The sequence below is a fragment of the Microcoleus sp. CAWBG58 genome (genome assembly GCF_020883045.1).
GTDB lineage: Bacteria > Cyanobacteriota > Cyanobacteriia > Cyanobacteriales > Microcoleaceae > Microcoleus.
Map to the genome: position 1 here is coordinate 1 of NZ_JAHRFA010000078.1, position 22,039 is coordinate 22,039.

General features: G+C 44.4%; 21 protein-coding genes. 11 read left to right on the forward strand and 10 right to left on the reverse strand.

Annotated elements, in window-relative coordinates:
• The first annotated feature begins 283 nt into the window (after positions 1-283).
• Positions 284-1,282, forward strand: coding sequence for an SGNH/GDSL hydrolase family protein (locus tag QZ918_RS26260; protein ID WP_293340303.1), 999 nt, complete (start codon positions 284-286; stop codon positions 1,280-1,282).
• A gap of 353 nt (positions 1,283-1,635) precedes the next feature.
• On the opposite strand, the gene QZ918_RS26265 is transcribed toward QZ918_RS26260, so the two are convergent.
• A complete protein-coding gene (locus QZ918_RS26265; protein ID WP_293156388.1) occupies positions 1,636-2,688 on the reverse strand; it encodes a Gfo/Idh/MocA family protein in 1,053 nt (350 codons plus the stop codon).
• Here QZ918_RS26265 and QZ918_RS26270 point away from each other — a divergent pair.
• The 3 genes from QZ918_RS26270 (at position 2,682) to QZ918_RS26280 (ending at position 3,853) form a co-directional block, all read left to right on the forward strand.
• Positions 2,682-2,804, forward strand: a complete 123-nt coding sequence (locus tag QZ918_RS26270) for a hypothetical protein (protein ID WP_293302785.1) — start codon at positions 2,682-2,684, stop codon at positions 2,802-2,804. The genes QZ918_RS26265 and QZ918_RS26270 overlap by 7 nt on opposite strands.
• A gap of 112 nt (positions 2,805-2,916) precedes the next feature.
• Entirely contained in the window at positions 2,917-3,105 is a 189-nt protein-coding gene (locus QZ918_RS26275) for a hypothetical protein (RefSeq protein ID WP_293156391.1), read from the forward strand.
• A gap of 112 nt (positions 3,106-3,217) precedes the next feature.
• Positions 3,218-3,853 carry a PEP-CTERM sorting domain-containing protein gene (locus tag QZ918_RS26280; protein ID WP_293340306.1) on the forward strand — a complete coding sequence of 212 codons (636 nt, stop codon included), beginning with the start codon at positions 3,218-3,220 and terminating at the stop codon, positions 3,851-3,853.
• Positions 3,854-3,887: 34 nt separating this feature from the next.
• Here the strand turns inward: QZ918_RS26280 and QZ918_RS26285 are convergent, their stop codons facing one another.
• The 3 genes from QZ918_RS26285 to def all read right to left on the reverse strand — a co-directional run bounded on the left by QZ918_RS26285 (position 3,888) and on the right by def (position 6,641).
• The gene (locus QZ918_RS26285; protein WP_293340309.1) at positions 3,888-5,225 is read right to left on the reverse strand and encodes a PrsW family glutamic-type intramembrane protease; all 1,338 of its coding nucleotides are present in this window, start codon (positions 5,223-5,225) and stop codon (positions 3,888-3,890) included.
• A 655-nt stretch (positions 5,226-5,880) separates the two neighbouring features.
• Positions 5,881-6,081: a hypothetical protein gene (locus QZ918_RS26290; protein ID WP_293156539.1), complete on the reverse strand. Its 201-nt coding sequence runs from the start codon at positions 6,079-6,081 to the stop codon at positions 5,881-5,883.
• Complete coding sequence (def, locus tag QZ918_RS26295) at positions 6,081-6,641, reverse strand: peptide deformylase (protein ID WP_293340312.1); 561 nt, start codon at positions 6,639-6,641, stop codon at positions 6,081-6,083. The genes QZ918_RS26290 and def overlap by 1 nt, the downstream gene beginning before the upstream one ends.
• Positions 6,642-6,742: 101 nt before the next feature.
• Between def and QZ918_RS26300 the strand changes: the two genes are divergently transcribed.
• Positions 6,743-7,255, forward strand: a complete 513-nt coding sequence (locus tag QZ918_RS26300; protein WP_293340315.1) for a DUF1648 domain-containing protein — start codon at positions 6,743-6,745, stop codon at positions 7,253-7,255.
• 91 nt (positions 7,256-7,346) lie between these two features.
• Here the strand turns inward: QZ918_RS26300 and QZ918_RS26305 are convergent, their stop codons facing one another.
• Complete coding sequence (locus tag QZ918_RS26305; RefSeq protein ID WP_293340318.1) at positions 7,347-7,802, reverse strand: pepsin/retropepsin-like aspartic protease family protein; 456 nt, start codon at positions 7,800-7,802, stop codon at positions 7,347-7,349.
• A gap of 119 nt (positions 7,803-7,921) precedes the next feature.
• On the opposite strand from QZ918_RS26305, the gene QZ918_RS26310 reads away from it, so the two are divergent.
• A complete protein-coding gene (locus QZ918_RS26310; RefSeq protein ID WP_293340321.1) occupies positions 7,922-9,217 on the forward strand; it encodes a pentapeptide repeat-containing protein in 1,296 nt (431 codons plus the stop codon).
• A 601-nt stretch (positions 9,218-9,818) separates the two neighbouring features.
• On the opposite strand, the gene QZ918_RS26315 is transcribed toward QZ918_RS26310, so the two are convergent.
• On the reverse strand, positions 9,819-10,457 hold the full coding sequence (locus QZ918_RS26315; protein ID WP_293340324.1) for a TenA family protein: 639 nt from the start codon (positions 10,455-10,457) through the stop codon (positions 9,819-9,821).
• A 169-nt stretch (positions 10,458-10,626) separates the two neighbouring features.
• On the opposite strand from QZ918_RS26315, the gene QZ918_RS26320 reads away from it, so the two are divergent.
• Together QZ918_RS26320 and QZ918_RS26325 are read left to right on the forward strand one after the other, a co-directional pair.
• Complete coding sequence (locus tag QZ918_RS26320; protein ID WP_293340327.1) at positions 10,627-12,564, forward strand: glycosyltransferase family 39 protein; 1,938 nt, start codon at positions 10,627-10,629, stop codon at positions 12,562-12,564.
• A gap of 55 nt (positions 12,565-12,619) precedes the next feature.
• The gene (locus QZ918_RS26325; protein WP_293340330.1) at positions 12,620-13,588 is read left to right on the forward strand and encodes a glycosyltransferase family 2 protein; all 969 of its coding nucleotides are present in this window, start codon (positions 12,620-12,622) and stop codon (positions 13,586-13,588) included.
• An 83-nt stretch (positions 13,589-13,671) separates the two neighbouring features.
• Here QZ918_RS26325 and QZ918_RS26330 read toward each other — a convergent pair whose 3' ends face one another.
• Both QZ918_RS26330 and QZ918_RS26335 read right to left on the reverse strand, forming a co-directional pair.
• Positions 13,672-14,580, reverse strand: coding sequence for a DMT family transporter (locus QZ918_RS26330; protein WP_293340333.1), 909 nt, complete (start codon positions 14,578-14,580; stop codon positions 13,672-13,674).
• Between the two features lie 479 nt (positions 14,581-15,059).
• Positions 15,060-15,320, reverse strand: coding sequence for a hypothetical protein (locus QZ918_RS26335; protein ID WP_293340335.1), 261 nt, complete (start codon positions 15,318-15,320; stop codon positions 15,060-15,062).
• A gap of 558 nt (positions 15,321-15,878) precedes the next feature.
• Between QZ918_RS26335 and QZ918_RS26340 the strand changes: the two genes are divergently transcribed.
• Positions 15,879-17,345, forward strand: coding sequence for an aminotransferase-like domain-containing protein (locus QZ918_RS26340; protein WP_293340338.1), 1,467 nt, complete (start codon positions 15,879-15,881; stop codon positions 17,343-17,345).
• 188 nt (positions 17,346-17,533) lie between these two features.
• Positions 17,534-18,133 (forward strand): glutathione S-transferase family protein, encoded by a 600-nt coding sequence (locus QZ918_RS26345; RefSeq protein ID WP_293340341.1) that lies wholly within the window; start codon positions 17,534-17,536, stop codon positions 18,131-18,133.
• Between the two features lie 221 nt (positions 18,134-18,354).
• Here the strand turns inward: QZ918_RS26345 and QZ918_RS26350 are convergent, their stop codons facing one another.
• Positions 18,355-19,398, reverse strand: a complete 1,044-nt coding sequence (locus QZ918_RS26350; RefSeq protein WP_293340344.1) for a bifunctional transcriptional activator/DNA repair enzyme AdaA — start codon at positions 19,396-19,398, stop codon at positions 18,355-18,357.
• A gap of 424 nt (positions 19,399-19,822) precedes the next feature.
• Here QZ918_RS26350 and ruvC point away from each other — a divergent pair, with 424 nt between their 5' ends.
• Positions 19,823-20,356 (forward strand): crossover junction endodeoxyribonuclease RuvC, encoded by a 534-nt coding sequence (ruvC, locus tag QZ918_RS26355; protein ID WP_293340347.1) that lies wholly within the window; start codon positions 19,823-19,825, stop codon positions 20,354-20,356.
• Positions 20,357-20,984: 628 nt separating this feature from the next.
• Here the strand turns inward: ruvC and QZ918_RS26360 are convergent.
• The gene (locus QZ918_RS26360) at positions 20,985-21,986 is read right to left on the reverse strand and encodes a CHAD domain-containing protein (RefSeq protein ID WP_293340350.1); all 1,002 of its coding nucleotides are present in this window, start codon (positions 21,984-21,986) and stop codon (positions 20,985-20,987) included.
• Positions 21,987-22,039: the final 53 nt, after the last annotated feature.

The window sequence follows — 22,039 nt, forward strand, 5'->3', positions numbered from 1 at the left end:
CCTTGAGATGATTATTTTTCAGCATTTAGATTTTTCTTGCACCCCCTGTTTCCTTTCAACACCCTTATTTTCGCCTGGTTTAATTGACTTTATACTACCCCTTCGTAAAAAACCTACACCTGTCAGGGCCACGGCCCACCCTCAAGCAGCCTTTAAGAATTCCCGCGCTGGTCTGCCGGGAAGTACGTCAAATCCACGGGGGCGATTCGGTTGACTCAATCGCGCGACCAAGTTGCTAAAACCCCGAATTCAGCAGCAGTTTTTCGTTTTCGATCGAGGTTAATTGTTAAAAGTTGTTCTGATCGTTTTGGCCCTCACCGCAGGATTGTGGGCGACAATCGAAGTGCTGCTGCGCGTGTTGCTGGGTTTTGGCAATCCCTTGATTTATATTGCCGATGCTGAGTGTGGCTATTTGTTGGCACCCAACCAGAGGGTGCGCCGCTTGGGCAACCAGATCGAGATTAACGAGTATTCGATGCGTACTGGATCGATCGCCCCTACTCCCAAACCCGAAACTCTGCGCGTCTTGCTGTTGGGTGATTCTGTCGCCAACGGCGGTTGGTGGACGGATCAGACAGATACCATCTCAGAAATTATGGTTCGGCAGTTGAGGCTGCAACTACAGAATCTGACGAGCGATTCACGATCGGGTGCAAATGTCAACTATTCGGATGTTGAAGTTCTCAACGCTTCTGCTAATTCTTGGGGGCCGAGGAATCAACTTGCTTATGCGAAGCGGTTTGGTGTTTTTGGATCGCAGGTTTTGGTGTTGCTGCTGAATACAGACGATTTGTTTGCATCGGCTCCCCGTGCTGAAGTTGTGGGGCGCGATCGATCTTATCCCGATCGGCAACCTCGATCGGCGACACTAGAATTATTGAGCCGCTACCTGCTACCAACACCGCCGGCTAGCCAATTGGCACCACCAGCAGCCGAAAGCGATGTAGTCTGCTGCAACTTAGAAGCTATTTATCAAATCCAGAAAATAGCAGTATCCGCCAACGTCAAGTTTTTGCTAGCCGTGACGCCCAAGCGGGGCGAATTCGGCGACTCTGGCTCTCGCGACTGGGAAATCAAGGCTAGAGAGCGTCTCGCCGAACTCGTCGAGCGCGAGAAAATTACTTACATAGATTTTCTTCCCATTTTCAATTGTCAGGCCAATTGTGCGGCTCAAATTTCAACTTTGTATAGAGACAGCATTCACCTCAGTCCTCAAGGAAATCAGCTAGTTAGTAAAACTATCAGCCGTCAAATAGTCGCTGTTTTTTCACCTAAATTGTAATTTGAGTCAAAAACAGATACTTCCCATACTTAGATTGTAGAGAACCCAAAATTTCAATTTTAGTTCAAGCCCTCAGATTCATCTTTGGAATCAATTCTTTCATCTCAAATCTCAGATTTCAAATCGACTGTTGAATCCCCAAATAGAGGATAGGAGTCAATCTCAAATTGAAAATTGAAAATCTCAAATCGACTGTTTAAGCCCTCAGATTCACGGAGTTGCAAGTCAATCTCAAATTTAAAAATGGAAAATCGACTTACATCGAATCCGGTTGCACCCGAACAGTTACCCTCTTCAACGAACAACCAACCCAAACTGTAGAAGCACCCGGAAACGACACAATTTTTGTCGATTTAGCTAACTTGCAAACTAGACTCTAGCTCTTTGGGATACCAAGCTTGACCGTCGAGAGCCATTTGCTCGATCGAACTTGCAAGCCGAAGAGCTTTAAGAGCTTGTTCTCCTCCCACAGAAGGCTGGTTGCCACCCCGCACGCAATTAATAAAATGCTCCAATTCTGCATGGAGCGGTTCAATATTGCTGGTGTAGACTTTCTCGATCAACCCATCTTGACGGTAAAGCACCTGACCGTAATCCGTCACGTAATTGGCGGTTGTTTGTCGGTGAATCAAGATTTCGTTGTTGAGAAAATCTGCCTCTGTCAAAGAATTTTTGCAGTGAGCCGCTATTGAACGGAGTTTGCGATGCGTCACCTTGCTGGCAGTCAGAGTGGCGACAATGCCGTTAGCAAAGTTCAGCGTCGCTGTCACGTAGTCTAAATAACCTGAATCTGAGGCCCTGCTGCCAGTGGCCGTCAGCTTCACCACTGAAGAATCTGCCAATTCCAAGAGCAAGTCGATGTCATGGATCATTAAATCCAAAACTACCGATACGTCGTTGGCCCGATCGGAATAGGGACTCATCCGGTGAGCTTCCAATGCCAGTAATTCTTCAGTTTTCAGCACTTTGCCGAGTTCCTGAAAAGCTGGATTGAAGCGCTCGATGTGACCCACTTGTAAAATCCGGTGGGCTTCAGCAGCCGCATTGACCAAAGATTCGGCTTCAGCAATGCTAGCCGCGATCGGCTTTTCAATTAAAACGTGAACCCCTGCTTGGAGACAAGACATCCCCACAGGGTGGTGCAGGCGAGTTGGAACGGCGACGCAAACTGCGTCTACGTGGGCGAGCAAATCCCGGTAGTCTTCAAAGAAGCGAACCCGGTATTTGCTTGCTACATCAATTCCCCGCTCTACATTTATATCTGCAACACCCACGAGCTCGATATCTTTGAGCAAGCTCAGAACTCGCGTGTGGTGCTGCCCCATATTGCCAACTCCAATAACCCCAATGCGGAGGGGTTCGAGTTGACTTCGCTGACCGAAAACATTTCCGTATCCCAATGACATCCTATCTAGCACTCCTGGATTCTCCTCCACCACAGGAATCAAGCCCGTTGGCTTCCCGATCGACTCACAGCCATCCAGATAGTACCACAGTCAAACTATTTGTGAAGAATTTCTAAGACAAGTGAAGAAGAAACAGGGAAGAAGGCAGGCGACAGAAGGCAGACTGCAAAAGGCAGTAGGAACCCGATCCCTTTTCAGGGAATTGGGTATTGACAAAAGCACTAAAATATGGTGTTTGAATCTGTGAAGCATAGCTATCCCGATCGTGAATCGCCCGCCACATCGCCACAATACAAACCGATCGGCATATTTTTCCAGGACGATCGAACATTTCTCTTGTTTTGGCAAAAAATTCCCAGTCAACAAGTAGCAAATAATACAAATTTGGGAGAAATCGCATCCGTAGTAATTCGATAGTGAGATTGGGCAATCTTTGAATTCAAAAGAATTTATGTTAAGAATGCGGAGACTTACTGGCGATCGCTGTCTGCAACAAACTAAACTTAAGCAAAATCTGATGAGGCCGACTATGAATCAAAAACAAAGGCAGAGATTAGGAAGTGCGATCGCCAGCACAATTTTAAGTTATGCAGCGTTGTCATTGGTAGGAGTAGACAAAGCACAAGCCGCCGTACTCACCTACAATTTTCAAGTGGAAAAGGGTGGAGGTAGTGGTTTTTTTAAGTTTAGTGATTCCTCACTGACAGGAATAGGATATGAAAAAATTGCAGTGGGTGAGGGAAGATTTAACACCCCTATCAGGGTCTATGAAAATGACTATGATTTAGCAGGGGCTATAGCTTTATTTAATCAAGGGAATTTTCGCGGACTGCAAGCATCGGGTGTGGAGTATGCGACGAGAGAAGAGGAACGAGGAGGGACTGATTACATCAAGTTTCAGAGCAGGGCAACCTGGTATATGGGTACCGAGGAGGCGAGCAATCTTGTGTGGGCATCTTATTTCTGGGGGTATCGTGAGACAACAGTTAGCAACAGGGAGCGTTATTTGGGCAGCGGTCGTACAATTATCAGCAGTGCGCGGGTTTCTTACTCCCTAGTGGATACCGCACCAGAACCAGTTCCCGAACCCATCACTGCTGGGGGGACAGCTTTAGCATTGGCAGGTTTAAGCTGGTTGAAACACAAGCAAAAAATGGCAGCTTGACGCGGGCGGCTGTTAACAATTAAGCAGTCAGCAATCATTTTTCGGAAAATATTCGAGTTGCAAAATTTTGAGCGCGATTGGGAGACAAAGCCCGAGCTTTCAAAATTGCTGCTACTAAAAACGCATAGGACAAAACTCCCACTAATGCCAGCAAAAGTACGCTGACTGCACCTGACGCATTCCATAAAGCGTGAAGTGCGGAAGCGCTAAAATAACCTACGCCTAAAATTTGCCAGCGCTTCGTGGGTTTGAGGGCGCTCAAACCGATGAAATATCCCAAATAGCCGCTGTAAGCCATGTGTCCGGCGGCGGAACCCAAAATTCGGGGAATGAGCAACTGCAATCCTACTAATTGTCCGGCTTCGGGCCCTGCTTGCAGAGTGACATTTTGGATGATATGGGGGACGTACTGTCCGAGGGTTTCTAATAGTGTAAAGCTCAGTGCTGAGGCACTTCCTAATAAAATTCCGTCTAATGGTTCCCAAACGCCGATACGATCGCGCCACGGATTTTTTAGCAAATTTCCCAGGAGCATCGCTCCCAAAATGGGCAGGGCTTTCAGTAATTCTTCCATCAGGCCCGCCCCGAAGAACATTCTGATTAAAAAAGGCAAAAAACTAATTTGTTCGCCTTCTGCGGGCAAGCGACCGGGCAAAATTTCTCTAAATACTAAGATAAATCCCATCAATAAGGGGCTCAGCAAAATTAGAACTGTAGCTAAAGCGGTGCCAAGCAATACCCACCAAGGTTTGTGTTTGCCGCACAGTTGATAGATGAAGTAGTAAGCTGCACTGGCGATGTAAGCTGACAGCAGAAAGTTGAATGCTGGGGGATTTCCGACGGCCACAAACAGCGACACGACAAAGATAACTGTGGCAATACCTGGATATAAGTAGGCTTTTTGACTTAATTGTTTGCCCGTGGAGGCGATCGGGAATAATTGAGTTAAAGTAAGAGCGTCTTTTTCACTGACCGCAAAATTGCCCGTTTTTGTGGCGGGGAACCGGGATTTCGTTGGGTTTGGGGTTGCGGGAGATTCAAATATGAATTCTGGGCCGTCTTGGCCGAGACTGATGCGATCGCCTGTTTCTAATGTTTGACAGCCTTCGAGCTTTTGGCCGTTGATATAAGTTCCGTTAGCGCTGTTGAGGTCGCAAATTTGCCATCTCGTCCAATTACCGTGAGTTAAGGGACGGACTGCGGCATGGCGGCGGGAAACCATGCCGTGGGCGATCGACTCTAAAGCTATTTGACAATTGCGATCGCGCCCGATCGCCACTTCTCCATATTCTGAAAGTTGGTACTTGGACGCTGGCCCCGACGCAGCGCCTTTGGCGGGCACTTGTCGCAGAAATCCGATTTCATTAGTCATCAGTCATTAGTTATTTGTTATTTGTTATTTGTTATTTGTTGTTGGTTATTTGTTGTTGGTTATTTGTTGTTGGTCAATACTTCGGACAGTTTTAGAGCTAATTGAGTACATCAAACCTTTGATGGCTATAGGGATGAGTATTTTTTCAATCTTTAAGTAAGCGTCCTGAGTTTCAAAAAAACATTAAAAATGCCAGGGCTTACGCTGTAACGCTTACAGAGTCGTCAAAAAACTGTCCGAAGTATTGGTTGGTTATTTGTTATTTGTTGTTATTAGTTATTTGTTTTTAGTTGTTGGTTGTTAAGCTGTCACGCATTTAAATTGCATATTCAGGGCGGGCGGGACGCTAGGGCCCCTACTCCCCACAAAACGGGAAACTGTTTTTTTGACATTCAATTTAAATGCACAACAGCTTACTCATCACTCATCACTCATCAGTCATCAGTCATCAGTTATTAGTTGTTAATTATTAGTTATTTGTTTTTGATTGATGCTCGGCGAGCAGTTATTAGTTATTCGTAACAATCAACAACTAACCACTAACACTCAAGAACTAGAAATCAACAACAAGTAATACAGGCAAACTCACCAATAACCAATAACCAAGAACAACTAACTACTAACAACTAACTAATGACTAATGACTAATGACTAATTATAAATTTGCTCTGGCATCCTGAACGGCTGCATAGAAAAATATGCCTGTGAGCGGTACGCTGAGGGCGAGGATGATGCCGGTAACTACATTGCCGAGTTGAGCTTCTCCCGAAGACAGCTCAAAGATTGAGCCGACTGCGGCGATCGCAGTGATGCACGAAAGAGCTAACAATAAACCACTTTTTGGAGTTCCTGCCATCATACTGATTTTACTGCCTTAGGCGAAAATTTGTTCTTGACTAATTCTTCATTCAGTGCCAGCTTGTTTTCTACTCTGTCTACAAACAGCACTCCGTTGAGGTGATCCATTTCGTGCTGAATTGCCCTCGACAATAAATCTGTCGCTTTCAGGGTTTGCGGGCGGCCGAATTCGTCGCGAAATGACACTTCAATGACTTCTGGGCGTTTGACATCAAAATAGACTCCCGGAATGCTCAAACACCCTTCTTGCAAGATGCAGATATCGCCGCTGCTACTTTTGATGGTGGGGTTGATCAAAACCAATGGGGGTGTGGCGGGATTGTCGGGTTCGCAGTCGAGTACGATTACTTGTTTGTTGACTCCGACTTGGGGGGCAGCCAAACCGATGCCGTCTGCACTGTACATCGTTTGCAGCATTTCTCGGACTAGCTGCCGAATTTCTGCATCGATGCTGCTGACGCGCTTTGCTGGCTGCCGCAGGACGCGATCGCCTAAAGTGTGTATTGTTAGGGGCGGTTTTTCTAACTTTTTCTTTTCAACTAAAACCTGAACCGTCATAAAACCTCGCGAGATGTTTGGAAACCCCCAACGAAAGCGGTTGGGGGGTTACATGGGAACCAATACTATTATTTTCAATATTAATCTAATTTTAAGTAGCCATGACTGGAAACGCACCAAACCAACGGCCGATTATTTCTCTGGGGCTTTCGCCTGTTTTATTGGCGGTAGAGCTTGCGGGGGCGATCGCGATTTTAGTGTCGATTTTGCCGATCGTACAATTTTGGGGGGTTTTGCCCGATCGTATTCCGATTCACTTCGGCTTGGGGGGGCAGCCTGATGCTTTGGGCGACAAGATGATGATTTGGATGCTGCCAGCAGTGGCTGCTATTATTTTTGTGGTTTTAACTGCGGTATCGCGCTATCCACATACTTTTAACTATCCGGTACGGATTACTCAGGAAAATGCGCGCAGACAATATCTCTTGGGGCGAAGCCTTTTGGTTTGGCTGAAGGCTGAGGTTTGTTGGCTGTTTGCTTTTATAGTGCGGCAGCAAATTATTGTGGCTTTGGGGAATGATCAAAGGTTGAGTATAGAGTTGGTTTTCGGGATGATTTTTTTGATATTTGTGACGGTTGGTGCGTATTTTGTCAGAGCTTATTTGGCTCGCTAGATCCAAGCAAAGTTTTTCATATAAAAAGGTTTGTAGTGAGGACTTTAGTCCGCATCAAGAAGGACTAAAGTCCTCACTACAAACCTTTCAACTAAGCCATTAGATATGTTTGCTGATTGTTCATCGGCAATACTCGCAACCGTCTATTTTTTAAGTCTGGTTCTAATCCTAGTTCTTCCATGGGAATCACGCCCAGCAAAACAGCGGCAACGCCTTCGGGCAATTCTAAACAATCAAATCTACCTTCTCTGCCCTCTACCATAATTTGAGCGCCTGCAAAAATTCGACCTTTTTTGATGCCAGCCGATGTTTCTACATCTCTTTCTCCTACTTGTCTTAAACCTAGTTGGCTAATAATGGGAGCTGGTAAGGAAAGTAGAGTTGCTCCGGTATCGACAAGAACTTTGTCTAGCAGCGCAGAGCGAACTTCGTCGGCAGAAATGAATCCCCTTTCTGCCATAACTAGATCGATAAAATTCGTGACGGTGATTGTAGTGATTACTTGACCCATTTGTTTGCCTTGAAGATTGGGGAGTACCAGGGTCATATTATTTTACCTCTTTGAGTGCAATTACTGGATATTGCTATTGTAATGCTATCTAGAATCGTGCTTCGTTGGTTAAAATTGTTTTAGCGATCGCCCAAAATTAGAATTTGCCTCAACGCATGACACCAGAATCGAACTCTCCTCAACCCAATCCTCCAGAGTCCAACGTGACTGTAGAAAGCCCTAACGGTGCGAGCCCTACTGTGCAGCCAGAATCAGCGACAATCGTTGCTACTGCTGAACCGGCAAAACCGCTACCGCCGCCACCTCCAACTCGCAAGGTTTTATTGCCGCAGCAGCCTGCACAAACGACTGCTGAGGTGACGGGTTCGGCGGTGACGCTGGCGGCGATCGCCCTGATGATTGTCGGGCTCGCTAACGACAGCATTTGGATCGGCTTATTTGGGGCTATCGGTGCGATCGGCATATCGCTGCGGATGATGTGGCCGAGTTGGGGCAAAATCTGGGTGCAGGTAATTCCGCCGACTTGGCGCACGCTGATCATCTCTTGCTTCGGGCTGTTAGCTGGGATTGTGGGCTTGCTGATGCTCAGCGGTAGTAATACTGAACCGGGAAGCCGCAACATCCAAATCAACTGGGATGCTATCGGAGCTCTCGGCGAGTTAATTGGTGCTTTGGGTCAAATTTTGATCGCAATTTTGGGCGTTTACGTGGCTTGGCGACAGTACGTGATCTCGAAGGATTTGACGATTCAGCAAAATCGCATAACCCAGCAGCAAACGATCGATGCTTATTTTCAAGGGGTTTCCGACTTAGCGCTTGACGAGCAAGGGTTTTTGGAAGATTGGCCGCAGGAAAGGGCGATCGCCGAAGGCCGCACCGCTGCGATTATGAGCAGTGTGGATGCTGAAGGTAAAGCGAAAATTCTGCGGTTTTTGTCGCAGTCGAGACTGATTACTCCTCTGAAGCGCGATCGGCTTTTAGGCCGCCCCATCCTTGACGGCGATGGTGGCTACGCTGAAGACAGAGATCACGGCCTCCGCGTCATCGATTTAAACGTCATGTTAGCGGGTGCTGACCTCGCTGGCACGGATTTGCGGTGGACTGAGTTGAGCGAAGCCAACCTTGTCCGGGCCAATCTCAGCAAGTGCGATTTAGTGAAAGCAAACCTCTCGCGCGCTATTCTGTACGACGCCAATCTCGCTCGCGCCGACATGAGAGCCACCAAATTATTCTACGGTTTGGCAGAAACTGCTTCTCCCCGCAGCCGCACGGAATTTGCTAACTATCAAACGGGCGAATATACCGGTGCTGTGGTTGAACGTGTTGATTTCACTGGTGTCAAGCGGCTGTCGGACGAGCAGCGCTATTACTGCTGCGCTTGGTGCGGCTCGAAGTCGCGAGAAACTATTCCCGGGGGCTGCGAAGGTATTCCCAATAAACTGGGGCGCTAAGATTAACATTACCGCTGTACTTGCGTATATATTTGGCGATCGATAGGCAGCCAACTATACTCTTTTGCATTTTTGGGTGCATTAGTGGTTCCACGTCATGTCATAGATGACTATACTTTTACCAGCTATATTTCTGCTGTACATTTCGATCGGATTTGCAAGTTGGCTGTGGGTGGCTTAGGAGCGATAGTTGAGTAACATCTCTTAAAAAAAACTTAATTTACCAGGAAGAATTGGTTGAAAGTCAGAACCCCTTGAGGGAGAAATTAAAATCGGACTATTCATTACTCCAATACTCGGACTTAAGGGTAGAGTTAGATCTCGAACTGTCAACTGTCAACTGTTGAACGTGCCTCCCAAGCTGCCTGAAAAAAGTCTCTTTCGCACAACATAGCGTAGCGATAGACTGTTAACTGTTAACTGTCAACTGTCAACTGTCAACTGTCAACTGTCAACTGTCAACTGTCAACTGTTGAACGTGCCTCCCAAGCTGCCTGAAAAAAGTCTCTTTCGCACAACATAGCGTAGCGATAGACTGTTAACTGTCAACTGTCAACTGTCAACTGTCAACTGTCAACTGTCAACTGTCAACTGTCAACTGTCAACTGTCAACTGTTGAACGTGCCTCCCAAGCTGCCTGAAAAAAGTCTCTTTCGCACAACATAGCGTAGCGATAGGTTGCTTCTACTTCCGGTGTAGATTCGGCATAGCGATCGACCAAACTTTCCAGCCGTGAAGCTAAAATCTCAAAATCAGGGCTGCTATAGGTGACAATCCAGTCGCTCAAGGCGTGTTTTGGTGTATTAGGCTTAGCTAACTGCTGTCCTAAAAAAGCATACAACCGCAAGCAAGGAGTCATCGCCGCTACTGTCAAACCTACACCGCTTCCCCAAGCTGTTGCTAATAAAAAATCCGTGTAGCGGCGGGTAGCAATTCCCGGTTTAGCCTCTTGCAAGTTGACACCCCATTTGGCTGCATATCCTTGATGCAGATGCAATTCTTCTAAAACGCCGCTGCCGAGATTGTGGAGGATTTCAAATCCCTTCCAGTCTGGTGCTTTTGCCGCAGCGATACTGTAAGCGCGAGCAAATGCTCCTAGAAAAAATGCGTCTTGTCCAACGTAATATGCAAAACTATTTTGGGCGAGGCTGCCGTCTGCAATCCCTCTGACAAAGGGATGTTGCAGACAAGCTTCGCTTAAGTCTTGATTTGCTTGCCACAGATATTTAGAATTTGTCATGAATTTTTTAATTGATCGGTGGTTGGGATTGTAATTGTTATATGACTTACCAGAAACCACTCGGTTTCTCCTAGAAATATTGGGAAAAGACAACGATGAATCTACTCACAAACCAGGTTTTTAGTCTTCGGGTTCTGAATACCCTGTCTTAGAGTTCACATCAAAATCTATGATAACAAATATATTTGGCTTGATTCCATTGGTAACTCTGGGCATTTTGTGGCTGATATTTCAGAAAATAGATCGGTGTTGGCGCAGCGCTATTTTATCCGCAGCAGTTATTTGGGGAGTTATTGTCGCTTTATCTACTGAAATTTTAAGCTTATTTAGGTTGCTGAGTTTTGAGTGGGTGTTGGGGCTGTGGTTGTTAGCAAATATTCTCGGCTTGATGGTTTATCTAAAATTTAAACCGGTCAAGCCAATTTTTGAGAAAAGTCAAGAGGAGAAATTTTCTAGTGTATTAGTCGGGTTGCTAGGCGGTGTATTATTTATTTTTGCTGCGGTTGGTTTAATTGCTGTAGTTGCACCGCCTAACAATTGGGATTCTATGACTTATCACATGAGTCGGGTTGCTCACTGGATGCAAAACCGCAGTGTCGAGCATTATCCCACTTCTTACGTGCCGCAGTTGTATCACCCGCCTGGGGCTGAGTTTGCGATTATGCACTTTCAGATTTTAAGCGGGGGCGATCGCTTTGCTAATTTGGTACAGTGGTTGAGTATGGTCGGAAGTGCGATCGCAGTTTCTTTAATTGCTAAGCAACTGGGCGCAAATCGGCGGGGTCAAGTTTTTGCTGCTGTTTTTGCTGCGACTTTGCCGATGGGTATCCTCCAGGGTTCCAGTACTCAAAACGATTATGCTGTATGTTTCTGGGTAGTGTGTTTTGTTTCCTACGGTTTAGCCGGACTCTCCGCAGGAATCACGGGGATTAATACTTTCAAAATCGGTGCGAGTTTGGGTCTTGCTCTCTTGACAAAAACCACTGCTTATATATTTTGTTTGCCTTTTATTATTTGGTTTCTTGCAGGAGGAATTAAAGGTTTTCGGGAAAAAATGCTGCCACCTATTTTGATAATAGCCGGTGTGACTTTGGCATTGAATGTCGGTCACTTTTGGCGAAATTATGATTTGTTCGGTTATGCGATCGGAGCGCCTGAAAGTTTTACAAAAGAATATAAAATAGAAGCAATTACCCTACCAACTTTTTTGTCAAATGTGATTAGAAATTTAGGTATGCAAGCGGGTACGAGGATCTCCCGAATTAACGGTTTGATCGTGGGAGTGATTAACGTGCTGCACCGAATACTGGGGGTAGCGACAAACGATCCACGCATCACTTGGCCTCCCGGACAAGTATTTGCGATCGCCACACCCTCATTTAATGAAAATACAGCGACCAATCCCATTCACTTTTGGCTAATATTTGCCAGCCTTACACTTATATTTAAAAATCGTATTTGGCAAAAAATAAAAATAGCGATCGCTTATTTGACTGCTGTAATAATGGTTTTTTTGCTGCTCTGTTTTCTTCTGAAATTACAACCTTGGCACAGTCGCCATCACTTATCAATATTTGTATTATTTTCGCCAATATTTGGATTGGTAGTATCGCAATTATCAAATCACAAAAATGCAAATTATCTGGTGGTAATCCTGCTTTTTATGTCGCTCCCTTGGGTCTTTCACAACAACTTTAGACCTCTACTGGGAGAGGGGAACATTTTTAATAGCAGCAGACACAATCTTTACTTTACAAGCCGCCCGAACATCGAGTTTACTTACAATGTAGCAGTAGATTTTGTAAAAACTCAAAATTGCACGAATATAGGACTTTCTTTTTGGGCTAAAAATGCCTGGGAATATCCCTTCTGGGTGATGTTTCCAGAGCCGGGAAAACCAGCACATCGCATTGAACATATTTCTACTATCGATCCTGTTGTCAAGCAAAAATTAAATTCCGAACCTTACAAAAGTTTTGTCCCTTGTGCGATAATTTACCAGTCTACAAAAAATGACAGTACACAAGGAAAAGAAATGGTAGTCAAAAATCAAACTTACGCCCAAAAATGGTCTATGGAGCCGCTGAGAGTGTTTCTGAAAAAATAAACTTTTGATTTATTTGATTTAACCATTGACACCAGATTTTTCAATACAAACTGAGATGAATGATATACCTAAGTATTCTTTGATAATTCCCATCTATAACGAAGAAGAAAATCTCGCTGAATTGTACAGACGAATTAGTCCCGTGATGGATCGAATGGACGGCCGTGTAGAATTAATTTTAATCAACGATGGCAGCCGCGATCGCTCTCTGGAAATCCTCCGAGATTTGCACGAAAAAGACTCGCGAATTTGTTACCTTAGTTTGGCCCGCAATTTTGGCCACCAAATAGCTGTAACTGCTGGGTTAAACTTTTCTAGCGGTCAAGTTGTAGTCATCATGGATGGCGATTTGCAAGACCCGCCAGAGCTGATTCTAGATATGATAGAACAATGGCGTCTCGGGTATCAAGTTGTTTACGCTCAGCGCACTCAACGCCGTCAAGAAGGTTGGTTTAAACGCTTGCCAGCTTATATGTATTATAGGATTTTACGCCATCTTGCTGATGTTGATATTCCGATAGATACGGGGGATTTTTGTTTGATGGATCGATGTGTTGTGGAGGTACTAAATGCAATGCCAGAACGCAACCGCTACATTCGGGGACTGCGGGCCTGGATTGGTTTTAAACAAACTGCGGTGAAGTTTGAACGAGATCCGCGTTTTGCTGGCGATGTCAAGTATACTTTTAGCAAATCTTTGGCTTTGGCGATGAATGGTTTAGTGTCTTTTTCAAAGGTGCCTCTGCGACTTTCAATTTATCTGGGATTATTTGCTGCATTTGTATCTCTGTTAATGGCTTTTTTGGTTTTGTATTGGCGTCTTTTCTATCCAAGTTCGGTATTAACTGGTTTTACAATTGTGATGATGGCGGTTTTCTTTTTGGGTGCGGTGCAGTTGGTTAGTATTGGGATTTTGGGCCAGTATGTGGGGCGGATTTACGAGGAAGTGAAGGGCAGGCCGCTTTATACGCTGGCTGAAGTTGCTGGTTTTGCCGATCGCCAAAACAAACAAAAATCATCTTAGCAAACAACAGTTGACTAATTTTGCCTAAATTTCCTATTTTGTGTTATGAGTTAAACCTCGCGCCCACGCCAATTTCCTGCACGTCACAAATTTGCTGCCTGCTTAATTGGTGCTTTTTTACCCGCTGCGACGCAGGCTACCACTAAACAAGCGCTGCCTAGGGCGATCGGCTCAACAGTTTCACCAAGCAAAATAGCGGATGCCAGGATAGTCAAAAACGGTTGCAATAGCTGAATTTGCCCTACCCTGGCAACTCCGCCAATGGCCATCCCCTCATACCAGGCAAAAAATGCTACAAATTGACTGACACAACTCACATAGGCAAAACCCAACCACGCCGTCGGTGCAGCGACTAATCCTTGTTTTAAAACTACAAATATTGTCGGCAAAACCTCGAAGGGAGCGATAACTATCAATGCCCAACAGATAACTTGCCATCCACCTAAAGTTTTAGCTAATCGCCCACCTTCGGCGTAACCAAAAGCAGCAGCAATGACTGATGCAAATAAAGCTAAATCTGCGTTTTGGAGTTGCCCTGCACCACTAATAATTCCAAAACAAACAACGGTTAAACTTCCGGCGATACTAGCAACCCAAAACCGAGAAGATGGCCGATCGCCCGATCGCAAAACTCCCCCGATTGCTGTTGCCAATGGCAAGATTCCCAATACTACAGCACCGTGGGCGGCAGGTACTCGCTGCATTGCCCAGGCTGATAATAGCGGAAATCCGACAACCACTCCCAATCCGACAACTAATAAACTCCACAATTGCCGTTTAGAGGGAATAGGCTGATGTGTTATTTTTAAAGTGACTGCTGCTAGTATAGCTGCTACTAATCCGCGTGCTAAGCCTACAAAAATAGGGTCTAAATCCTGTACAGCGGCTCTGGTTGCTGGTAGGGTCAAGCTAAATCCAACTACGCCTAAAAAACCGTAAATTAGCCCGATTATTTCCGGATTCAATTGATGATGTTTCCAGTGTAATTTCATTTTTTACCTGTGAAGTAGACTTGTTTATTTAACAAAGTGCAGAGGCGTAAGAAGAAATTAAAATCGGGAGCATCCCATTTTTGCTTTCAGATGGCGGACAGTTGCATCAGAATAATATAGCGGTTTTTAGAAAGATGAGGTACGTTGTTGGGCTTCAGCCCTCTGAGTTTAATGGTTATGTAAGCTGTCAATTATACCTCATCTTTTTGAGAAAGGCTATATATTTGGATCGCAGCAGTGCGAGCGAGACGCTCGCGGCAGTGTTCGCGAGCGAGACGCTCGCACTGTGTAAAAAACGCTTTTTACCAAATTGGGATGCTCCCTTAAAATCAGACTATTCATTACTCCAATACTCGGACTTATAGGTAGAGGCTGCTGTAAAATTGTCAACTGTCAATTGTCAATTGTATAGGGTTCTCCCGGGGGCACTGCCCCTACAACTGTCAACTGTCAACTGTCAACTGTCAACTGTCAACTGTCTAACAGACTGCCAGAATCAGCGGCATATTGTTGAGAGCGGAGATGACAGCAATGTTTTTGCTGGGTGGAAGCGATATTGTTTCTGGACTGTGCAAGATGATGTCCTGTTTGTCAACTGTAATCCAAGCAATTCCTGACACAACTTGAACTTCTCGATGAGTTTGAGGCAAGCTGTACACCTCGTTTTTCAGGAGGATTATGCGATCCTTTTCGAGGGCTCCGCTAACGGGCGTTGCACATTTGGAATATATTTGAACCATAGCATCTCCTTGATGATTAACAATCAAAAAGTTACAAATTTTTCCTCAATATCCTTAGGAACTGGTTAAATATAGCCTTTCTCAAAAAGATGAGGTATGACTAACAGCTTATATAACCGCTTAGACAAAGAGGGCTGAAGCCCAACAACATACCTCACCTATCTGAGAAGGGCTATAAGTTCCTTGAAAACTGCAAATTATCCCTAAGGTTGTGTTCCCACAACCAACTTGCTAGATGAGCAAGCGAACTCTTAAACTTGCACTCCTAAAAAACGCTTTTTACAAAAGCATTTTGCTCTCAAATAGAAGTATTAATTCACTTTAATCAAAAAACTGGAATTTGTGAAGATACGGTTTGGGAAACTTTGAGCGGTACAGTTTCTCAGTCCACCAACTGTTTTGGTAAAATATCTGAAAACTGTACTGGGCAATTGGACAGAGTAATCGCTTATAGTGTGGCTAGAGCGGTTTTCGGTTAGGACGCGGTAGAGCTGTGTCTTGTATTTTATTGAATTGAAAATTGCGATCGCCCCGTAGTGTCACGATCGAATATGTGCTGTGAAAATACCCCTAGACAGACAATCTCCCAAACCGATTTACTTGCAGATTCGCGATCGCCTCAAGCGACTGATCCAGTCTGGGACATTACCACCTGGACAACGCTTGCCTTCGATTCGATCGCTAGCTAACACCTTGCAAGTGGCCCGATTGACAGTCATTGAAGCTTACGGCGTTTTAGAAGCAGATAACTTGATTTATGCTCGCCAAGGCTCAGGATACTTTGTCAGCCATCAAACAGTGCCCACCCCGAGACTGGGAACAGCTTTTCCGTCCCTTCAAGATGCGATCGTCCCCGACAAAGATGGAGGCCGTTTTTGCGATAGCTTCTTGGCTTCAATTCAGGTACAATCGCAAACAGGAATTACTGACTTTAGCTCTGGTTTTCCCCGTCCTTGGGGATTGCAAGACTTGCAAAAAATCGCCAGACGAGCCGTCACCGAAGCCGGAGATACACTCTTCAGATACGGTTTTCCTGGGGGACAGCCGATTTTGCAGCAACAAATTGCTCAAATGTTGGTGCAACAAGGACTCGATGTTGCTCCTGAACAATTGATTCTGACTAACGGATCTCAGCAGGGATTGTCTTTGGCGATGCGTCACTATGTCCGAAGTGGCGATCGGGTAATTGTAGAAGCACCAACTTATCACGGAGCAGTTGCTATTTTAGAAGATATAGGAGCTAAAATTGTCGGCATTCCCATGACGGTCGAAGGGATGAATTTAGCTATCCTAGAATCTTGTCTCCAGACTCACCGCCCTAAATTAATTTACACGATCAGCACGCTGCACAATCCTACTGGACTGACAACTTCTCAAACTCACCGCCAGCAGTTATTAGCATTAGCCAGTCAATATGAATGCGCCATTTTAGAAGATAACGCTTACGAAGGACTAAATTTTCTGCCTGTTCCGGCACCCATCAAAGCCTTTGACCAGCAAAACCTGGTAACATATATTGGAACTTTCTCCAAAACTATAATTCCAGGCCTGCGAGTTGGTTGGATGATCGTTCCAGATGTCGAATATCAGGCTATTATGAGACAAAAATTATTGCACGATTTTCACGTATCAACTATTTCTCAGGCAATAGTTAGTGAATATCTGGCTTCCGGTCATTACCGCCGACATTTGAATCAGATTCGGATGCAAAACTTGCAGAGTCGAAATGCGATGCTGCAAGCTTTGGAGCGTTACTTTCCCCAGGAAGCCAGTTGGACAGTCCCTGAAGGAGGATTGTTTTTGTGGGTGCACTTGCCAAATTGCTTGTCCGTGCAAAAAATTTGCCAAGAGGCTTTATCTCAGGGTATTTTGATTGCTTGCGGCACAGCATTTTTTGCCGATCGCAAAGGCTATCCAGCCATGCGATTGAATTTCTCTCTTTTGCCTGAAGAAATTGAACGGGGTATCGCTATTGTTGGTAAGTTACTTCAGCGACATATGATATCGAATCTGAAAGCAGTATGAACTATGCGGACTGAAGTCCTCACTACGAACCTTATTTATTGCGGACTTAAGTCCGCACTACGAACCTTATTTATTGCGGACTTAAGTCCGCACTACGAACCTTATTTATTGCGGACTTAAGTCCGCACTACGAACTTTATACTTTCTCGATCTGTGTAATTTGCGGTTAGTTCAAAACAAGGATAATTATGTTCAAACTCTACGAATATTCGCCCTCAGGCAATTGCTATAAAGTTCGCTTGCTCTTAACTGGGCTCAATATTCCGTTCGATCGCACAGAAATTAATATTCTCCAAAAAGAAAGTCGCACACCCGAATTTTTGGTAAAAAACCCTAACGGGCGGATTCCGGTTTTAGAGATTGCACCGGGTAAGTTTCTCTTTGAATCGAATGCCATTATGTTTTACTTGAGCGAAGAAACTGAGTTTTTCCCCAGCGATAAATTTGAACGAGCTCAAGTGATGCAGTGGTTGTTTTTTGAACAGTACAGTCACGAACCTTTTATTGCAACTTCTCGTTTTTGGTATTTGACAGGGAAAGCACAGGAATATCAAGATGCACTGCAACAGAAACAAGCACCGGGTTATGCTGCTTTGGGGGTGATGGAACAGCATTTAGAGAAAAATGACTTTTTTGTGGGCGATCGCTATTCTATTGCTGATATCGGTTTATTTGCTTACACTCACGTTGCTGGGGAAGGCGGATTTGATTTGACGGGGTTTGGGGCAATTAAAAATTGGATTGAGCGAATCAAGAATCAGCATCGATATATTAGTATTACAGATTAAGATTGCAGTAGCTGTAGGGTGCGTCGCTACCTTAAATCCAAAACAACAGCGACAATCGATGAGCGACGCACCTTACTTACTCGAAGATTGTGTGTACACATATATAGCCTTTTTCAAAAAGATGAGGTATGACTGACAGCCTACATAACCACCCAGAATAAAAGGGCTGAAGCCCAACAACGTACCCGATCTTTCTGAGAACCGCTATAAATGGTATTAATTCACGATCGACGATTTTTTGCTTCCAAATCGAGCAACCATTTTTTTCGCCACAAACCGCCCGCGTAACCTGTTAATGTGCCATCAGATCCAATTACTCGATGACAAGGAATCACAATACAAATTCTGTTTTTGCCGTTAGCATTTGCCACTGCACGAACAGCTTGAGGATTTTGCAATGCAGAAGCTTGTTGTTGATACGAACAAGTTGCACCATAGGGAATATTTTGTAACTCTTGCCAAACTGCCTGCTGAAATTCCGTTCCCGGTGTGAATAGCGGCACTGAAAACTCTTTTCGCTGGCCTGCAAAATACTCATTTAGTTGTGATTGTAACAAATCAAAATGTTTGTTTGTGCCTTGCAGTACAGTCGCATCTAAAAGTTTAGTCAATGACTGAAACTGCCTCTCAATCATTTTGCGATCGGTAAATTCTAAAAGGCAAATACCTTGTGCAACTGCACAGGCGAACATAGTTCCTAAGGGAGTTTCCAATCTAGTAAGATCTATTACTTGTTTGGTTTTGCTATTTGATGGCGACACGCCCAAAATAGATTTAAATGAATCGTTAAAACCGCTGAGCGATTCATAGCCACTATTGTAGGCTGTAGCAGTAACTGTTTCGCCATTTTGAATTTTCTTAAAAGCTGAATTTATCCGCAACATTCTTTGGTAAGCATGAAAAGTAATGCCGTGATTCTTCAAAAACCAGCGGCGGATTTGACTTGGCTCAATGCCTCGGGAAGCCAAATCCAAATCTGTCAATTTTGTGGCGGGATTGTTGCCGATTTCGCGTAGAATAGCTTGAATGCGATCGGGTGTTGCATTCAGCATTTCCAAAGGTTTGCAAACCTTACAGGCTCTGTAACCGTGAAGTATCGCTTCTTTAGCAGTTGGGAAAAATTCTACATTTTCTTTTTTAGGTTTCCGTGCGGTACAAGTTGGGCGACAAAAAACACCAGTGGTTTTTACTGCTGCAAAAAAAGTTCCTTCGTAGGAAACATCTTTGTCAACAAGTGCTCGATACATTAAATCATCTGTCAGCATATTTTTTGGGCAATATGGTTCGTAGTGAGGACTTTAGTCCGCATTTTCAAGAACCGGACTTGATATTACTAATATCGCTGAGGTGACAAAAGTTTGGCAACCGAAAAATTAACAACTATTTTTGGTATTCCTGCATAATAAGTATAATACTATAGAGTTCAGTGAGGATACCTCCATCTTTTATGCAAAAATCCTAAGCTGTTGTGCATCTAAATTGTGTATGACTATCGATAACTCTATGGCAGAAGGGAACTTGGGGAGAGAATTGGACGATTTGTGATGGTCATCAAGAGATACAATTTAAATACATAGCCACTTACCGGATTTTAGATTTAAAAATGGAATAATTAGAAAGTGAGAATGTATGTGGAAGGTTTTCGGGTGCGATCGCATTTGACATTAGACAAACAATCAATAATTGTGAATGAAAACACGAATTTTAGGATTAGATCCGGGCTTGGCAAATCTTGGGTATGGTGCGATTTCTTGTCATATCAACCCCGAAAAACAAGACGAGAATAGCGTTTCCCTGATTGATTGCGGCGTGATTAAAACAACGCCAAAGCAGGAAATGGGACAGCGGTTAAAAACTATTTATGAAGATTTACATACGGTAATTGACGAGGTAAAACCAGATTTGGCAATTGCCGAAAAATTGTTTTTTTACAAAATGGGAAATACTATACTTGTAGCCCAAGCACGGGGCGTTTTGACGCTAGTATTGGCTCAGTGTGGTGTGCCACTGTTTGAGTTTACGCCTGCTCAAATTAAGCAAGCTTTGACTGGCCGCGGCAATGCTGATAAATCGGAAGTACAAGAGGCAGTGGCGCGGGAGTTGGAGTTGGGTTATATTCCGAAACCTGATGATGCGGCAGATGCTTTAGCCGTGGCTTTGACTGGTTGGTACGATGATGATATTTGTCCGAAAAAAACACCCTTAGAAACTGGAAAAGTTTGATTGAAGCGCTGTTGAACAGTTGACAGTTGACAGTTGACAGTTGACAGTTGACCATGGGAGAGCGACCTCTACCTAGAAGGAAGAGGATTGAAGTAATGAATAGTCTGATTTTAATTTCTTCCTCAAAAGGAGAGGCTTTTAATCAATTCTTTATGGTAAATAAATACAATTTCAGGTATGCTAGAAAGGTAGGAAATAACAAATCTGACATCAGAGAATTCGTGTAAATAGAGTTCTGTTGATTCTTTCAGATTGGCAATCGCTTATTCAATAGTTTCACCCGGGCTAGCTGTTCCCACTTCAGGGCATTCTGCCACATAAATATCTTTTCCCCAATAAACGATTGTTGTAAAGATACATTGTTGTAAAGATACGAGGCGTATTTTTACAATGCTTACTTAGTTTTCACTCTAATCATTATTTTGGCAAATCGGGCGATCGCCCTTTTCCTTCCCAAAGCGCGATCGCCCTTTCTTAAGTTACACGATGAAGGACACGGAATTGCCGTTTTCCTACGAATATCTGTTATTGTAGGCTATATTTGTAGGACATGGCATTGCCGTGTCCGGCTTCTAGTTCCCGCAGCCGATCGCACTTTCTTCACCCGGAAAATTTACTTTTTCTGAGACTAATCACTCTTAGCACCTGCAACCACAGGATGAATTAAAGTCGATCGCAAATCTTGCCTAATTTCCGATTTCAAATACTTGTGCTGCAAAACCTGCCATTTTTGCCAAGCCTCGTAGCGTTTTTGGGCCAACAAACCAGCTAGTTGCGGCAACTCTTTTTGCAAATCGCGATCGACAAAATCTGTCAGAAACTCCCCTAAAACTTCAGAGTCTTGAATGTCGCCCAAACATTCCTGAATAGCTTTTACATCTTCGACATAAGCTTCGTAACTCTCCCCGTAAAAATCACCAAACAGATTCATCAAATATCGAACCCGCTTAGCTTGCTTCCGCAAATCGTGCAGAATAGTTCCCTCTGCTGCTAGCTTTTCTTCCACAGCCGACTCAGTCAAATCATCAGCAACTTTAACTTTGCCATCCTCATATTCGGTGCCCAGCAGCCAAGCTGGATGCAGGAAAAACTCACTGATTTGAGGTAACAGCAAATCTGGTACAACCTCGGCAATTGGCAAATGTTCGATCGCCCGAAACTGCGGTTTTTCTACCCAATTCTCGATCGACTCTTTCAGCGACTGGTAACTTTTGTGTTCCAAAACAGCCTTCACCGCTTTCAAAGCCCGACGCCGCTGTTTGAGCAAACTCAACAAAGCCTCATCCAAAACTTCCTGTTCGTCACTTGGCAAATTCGGGTAATAGTGGTTTTGGAGACTTTCGAGCATCACATCCAAATCTCTGAGCGATCCCAGAATCCGCCCCACCTTACCAATTTTGCGTTCAGAAGCTGCTTTTGGCAAGTCTAAAACCGGAGCAAAACCTGTTATTGCCGATCGCAAACGCCGCATTCCGACTCGCATTTGATGAAGTTCTTCTGCATCTTTATCTTTGAGAACTTCAGCCTCGTGCTCTACTGCTTTGCGGAAATATTTCTCGATCGCACCAGAGGCTGCGTCTCCGAGAGTTTTAACTTGAGTTTTAACTTTTGCTGATGTTTTGACGTTCATGCTTGATTTTTTTAGGTTCTTGCTTGATGTAGAGTCCACTTTCGCGATCGACT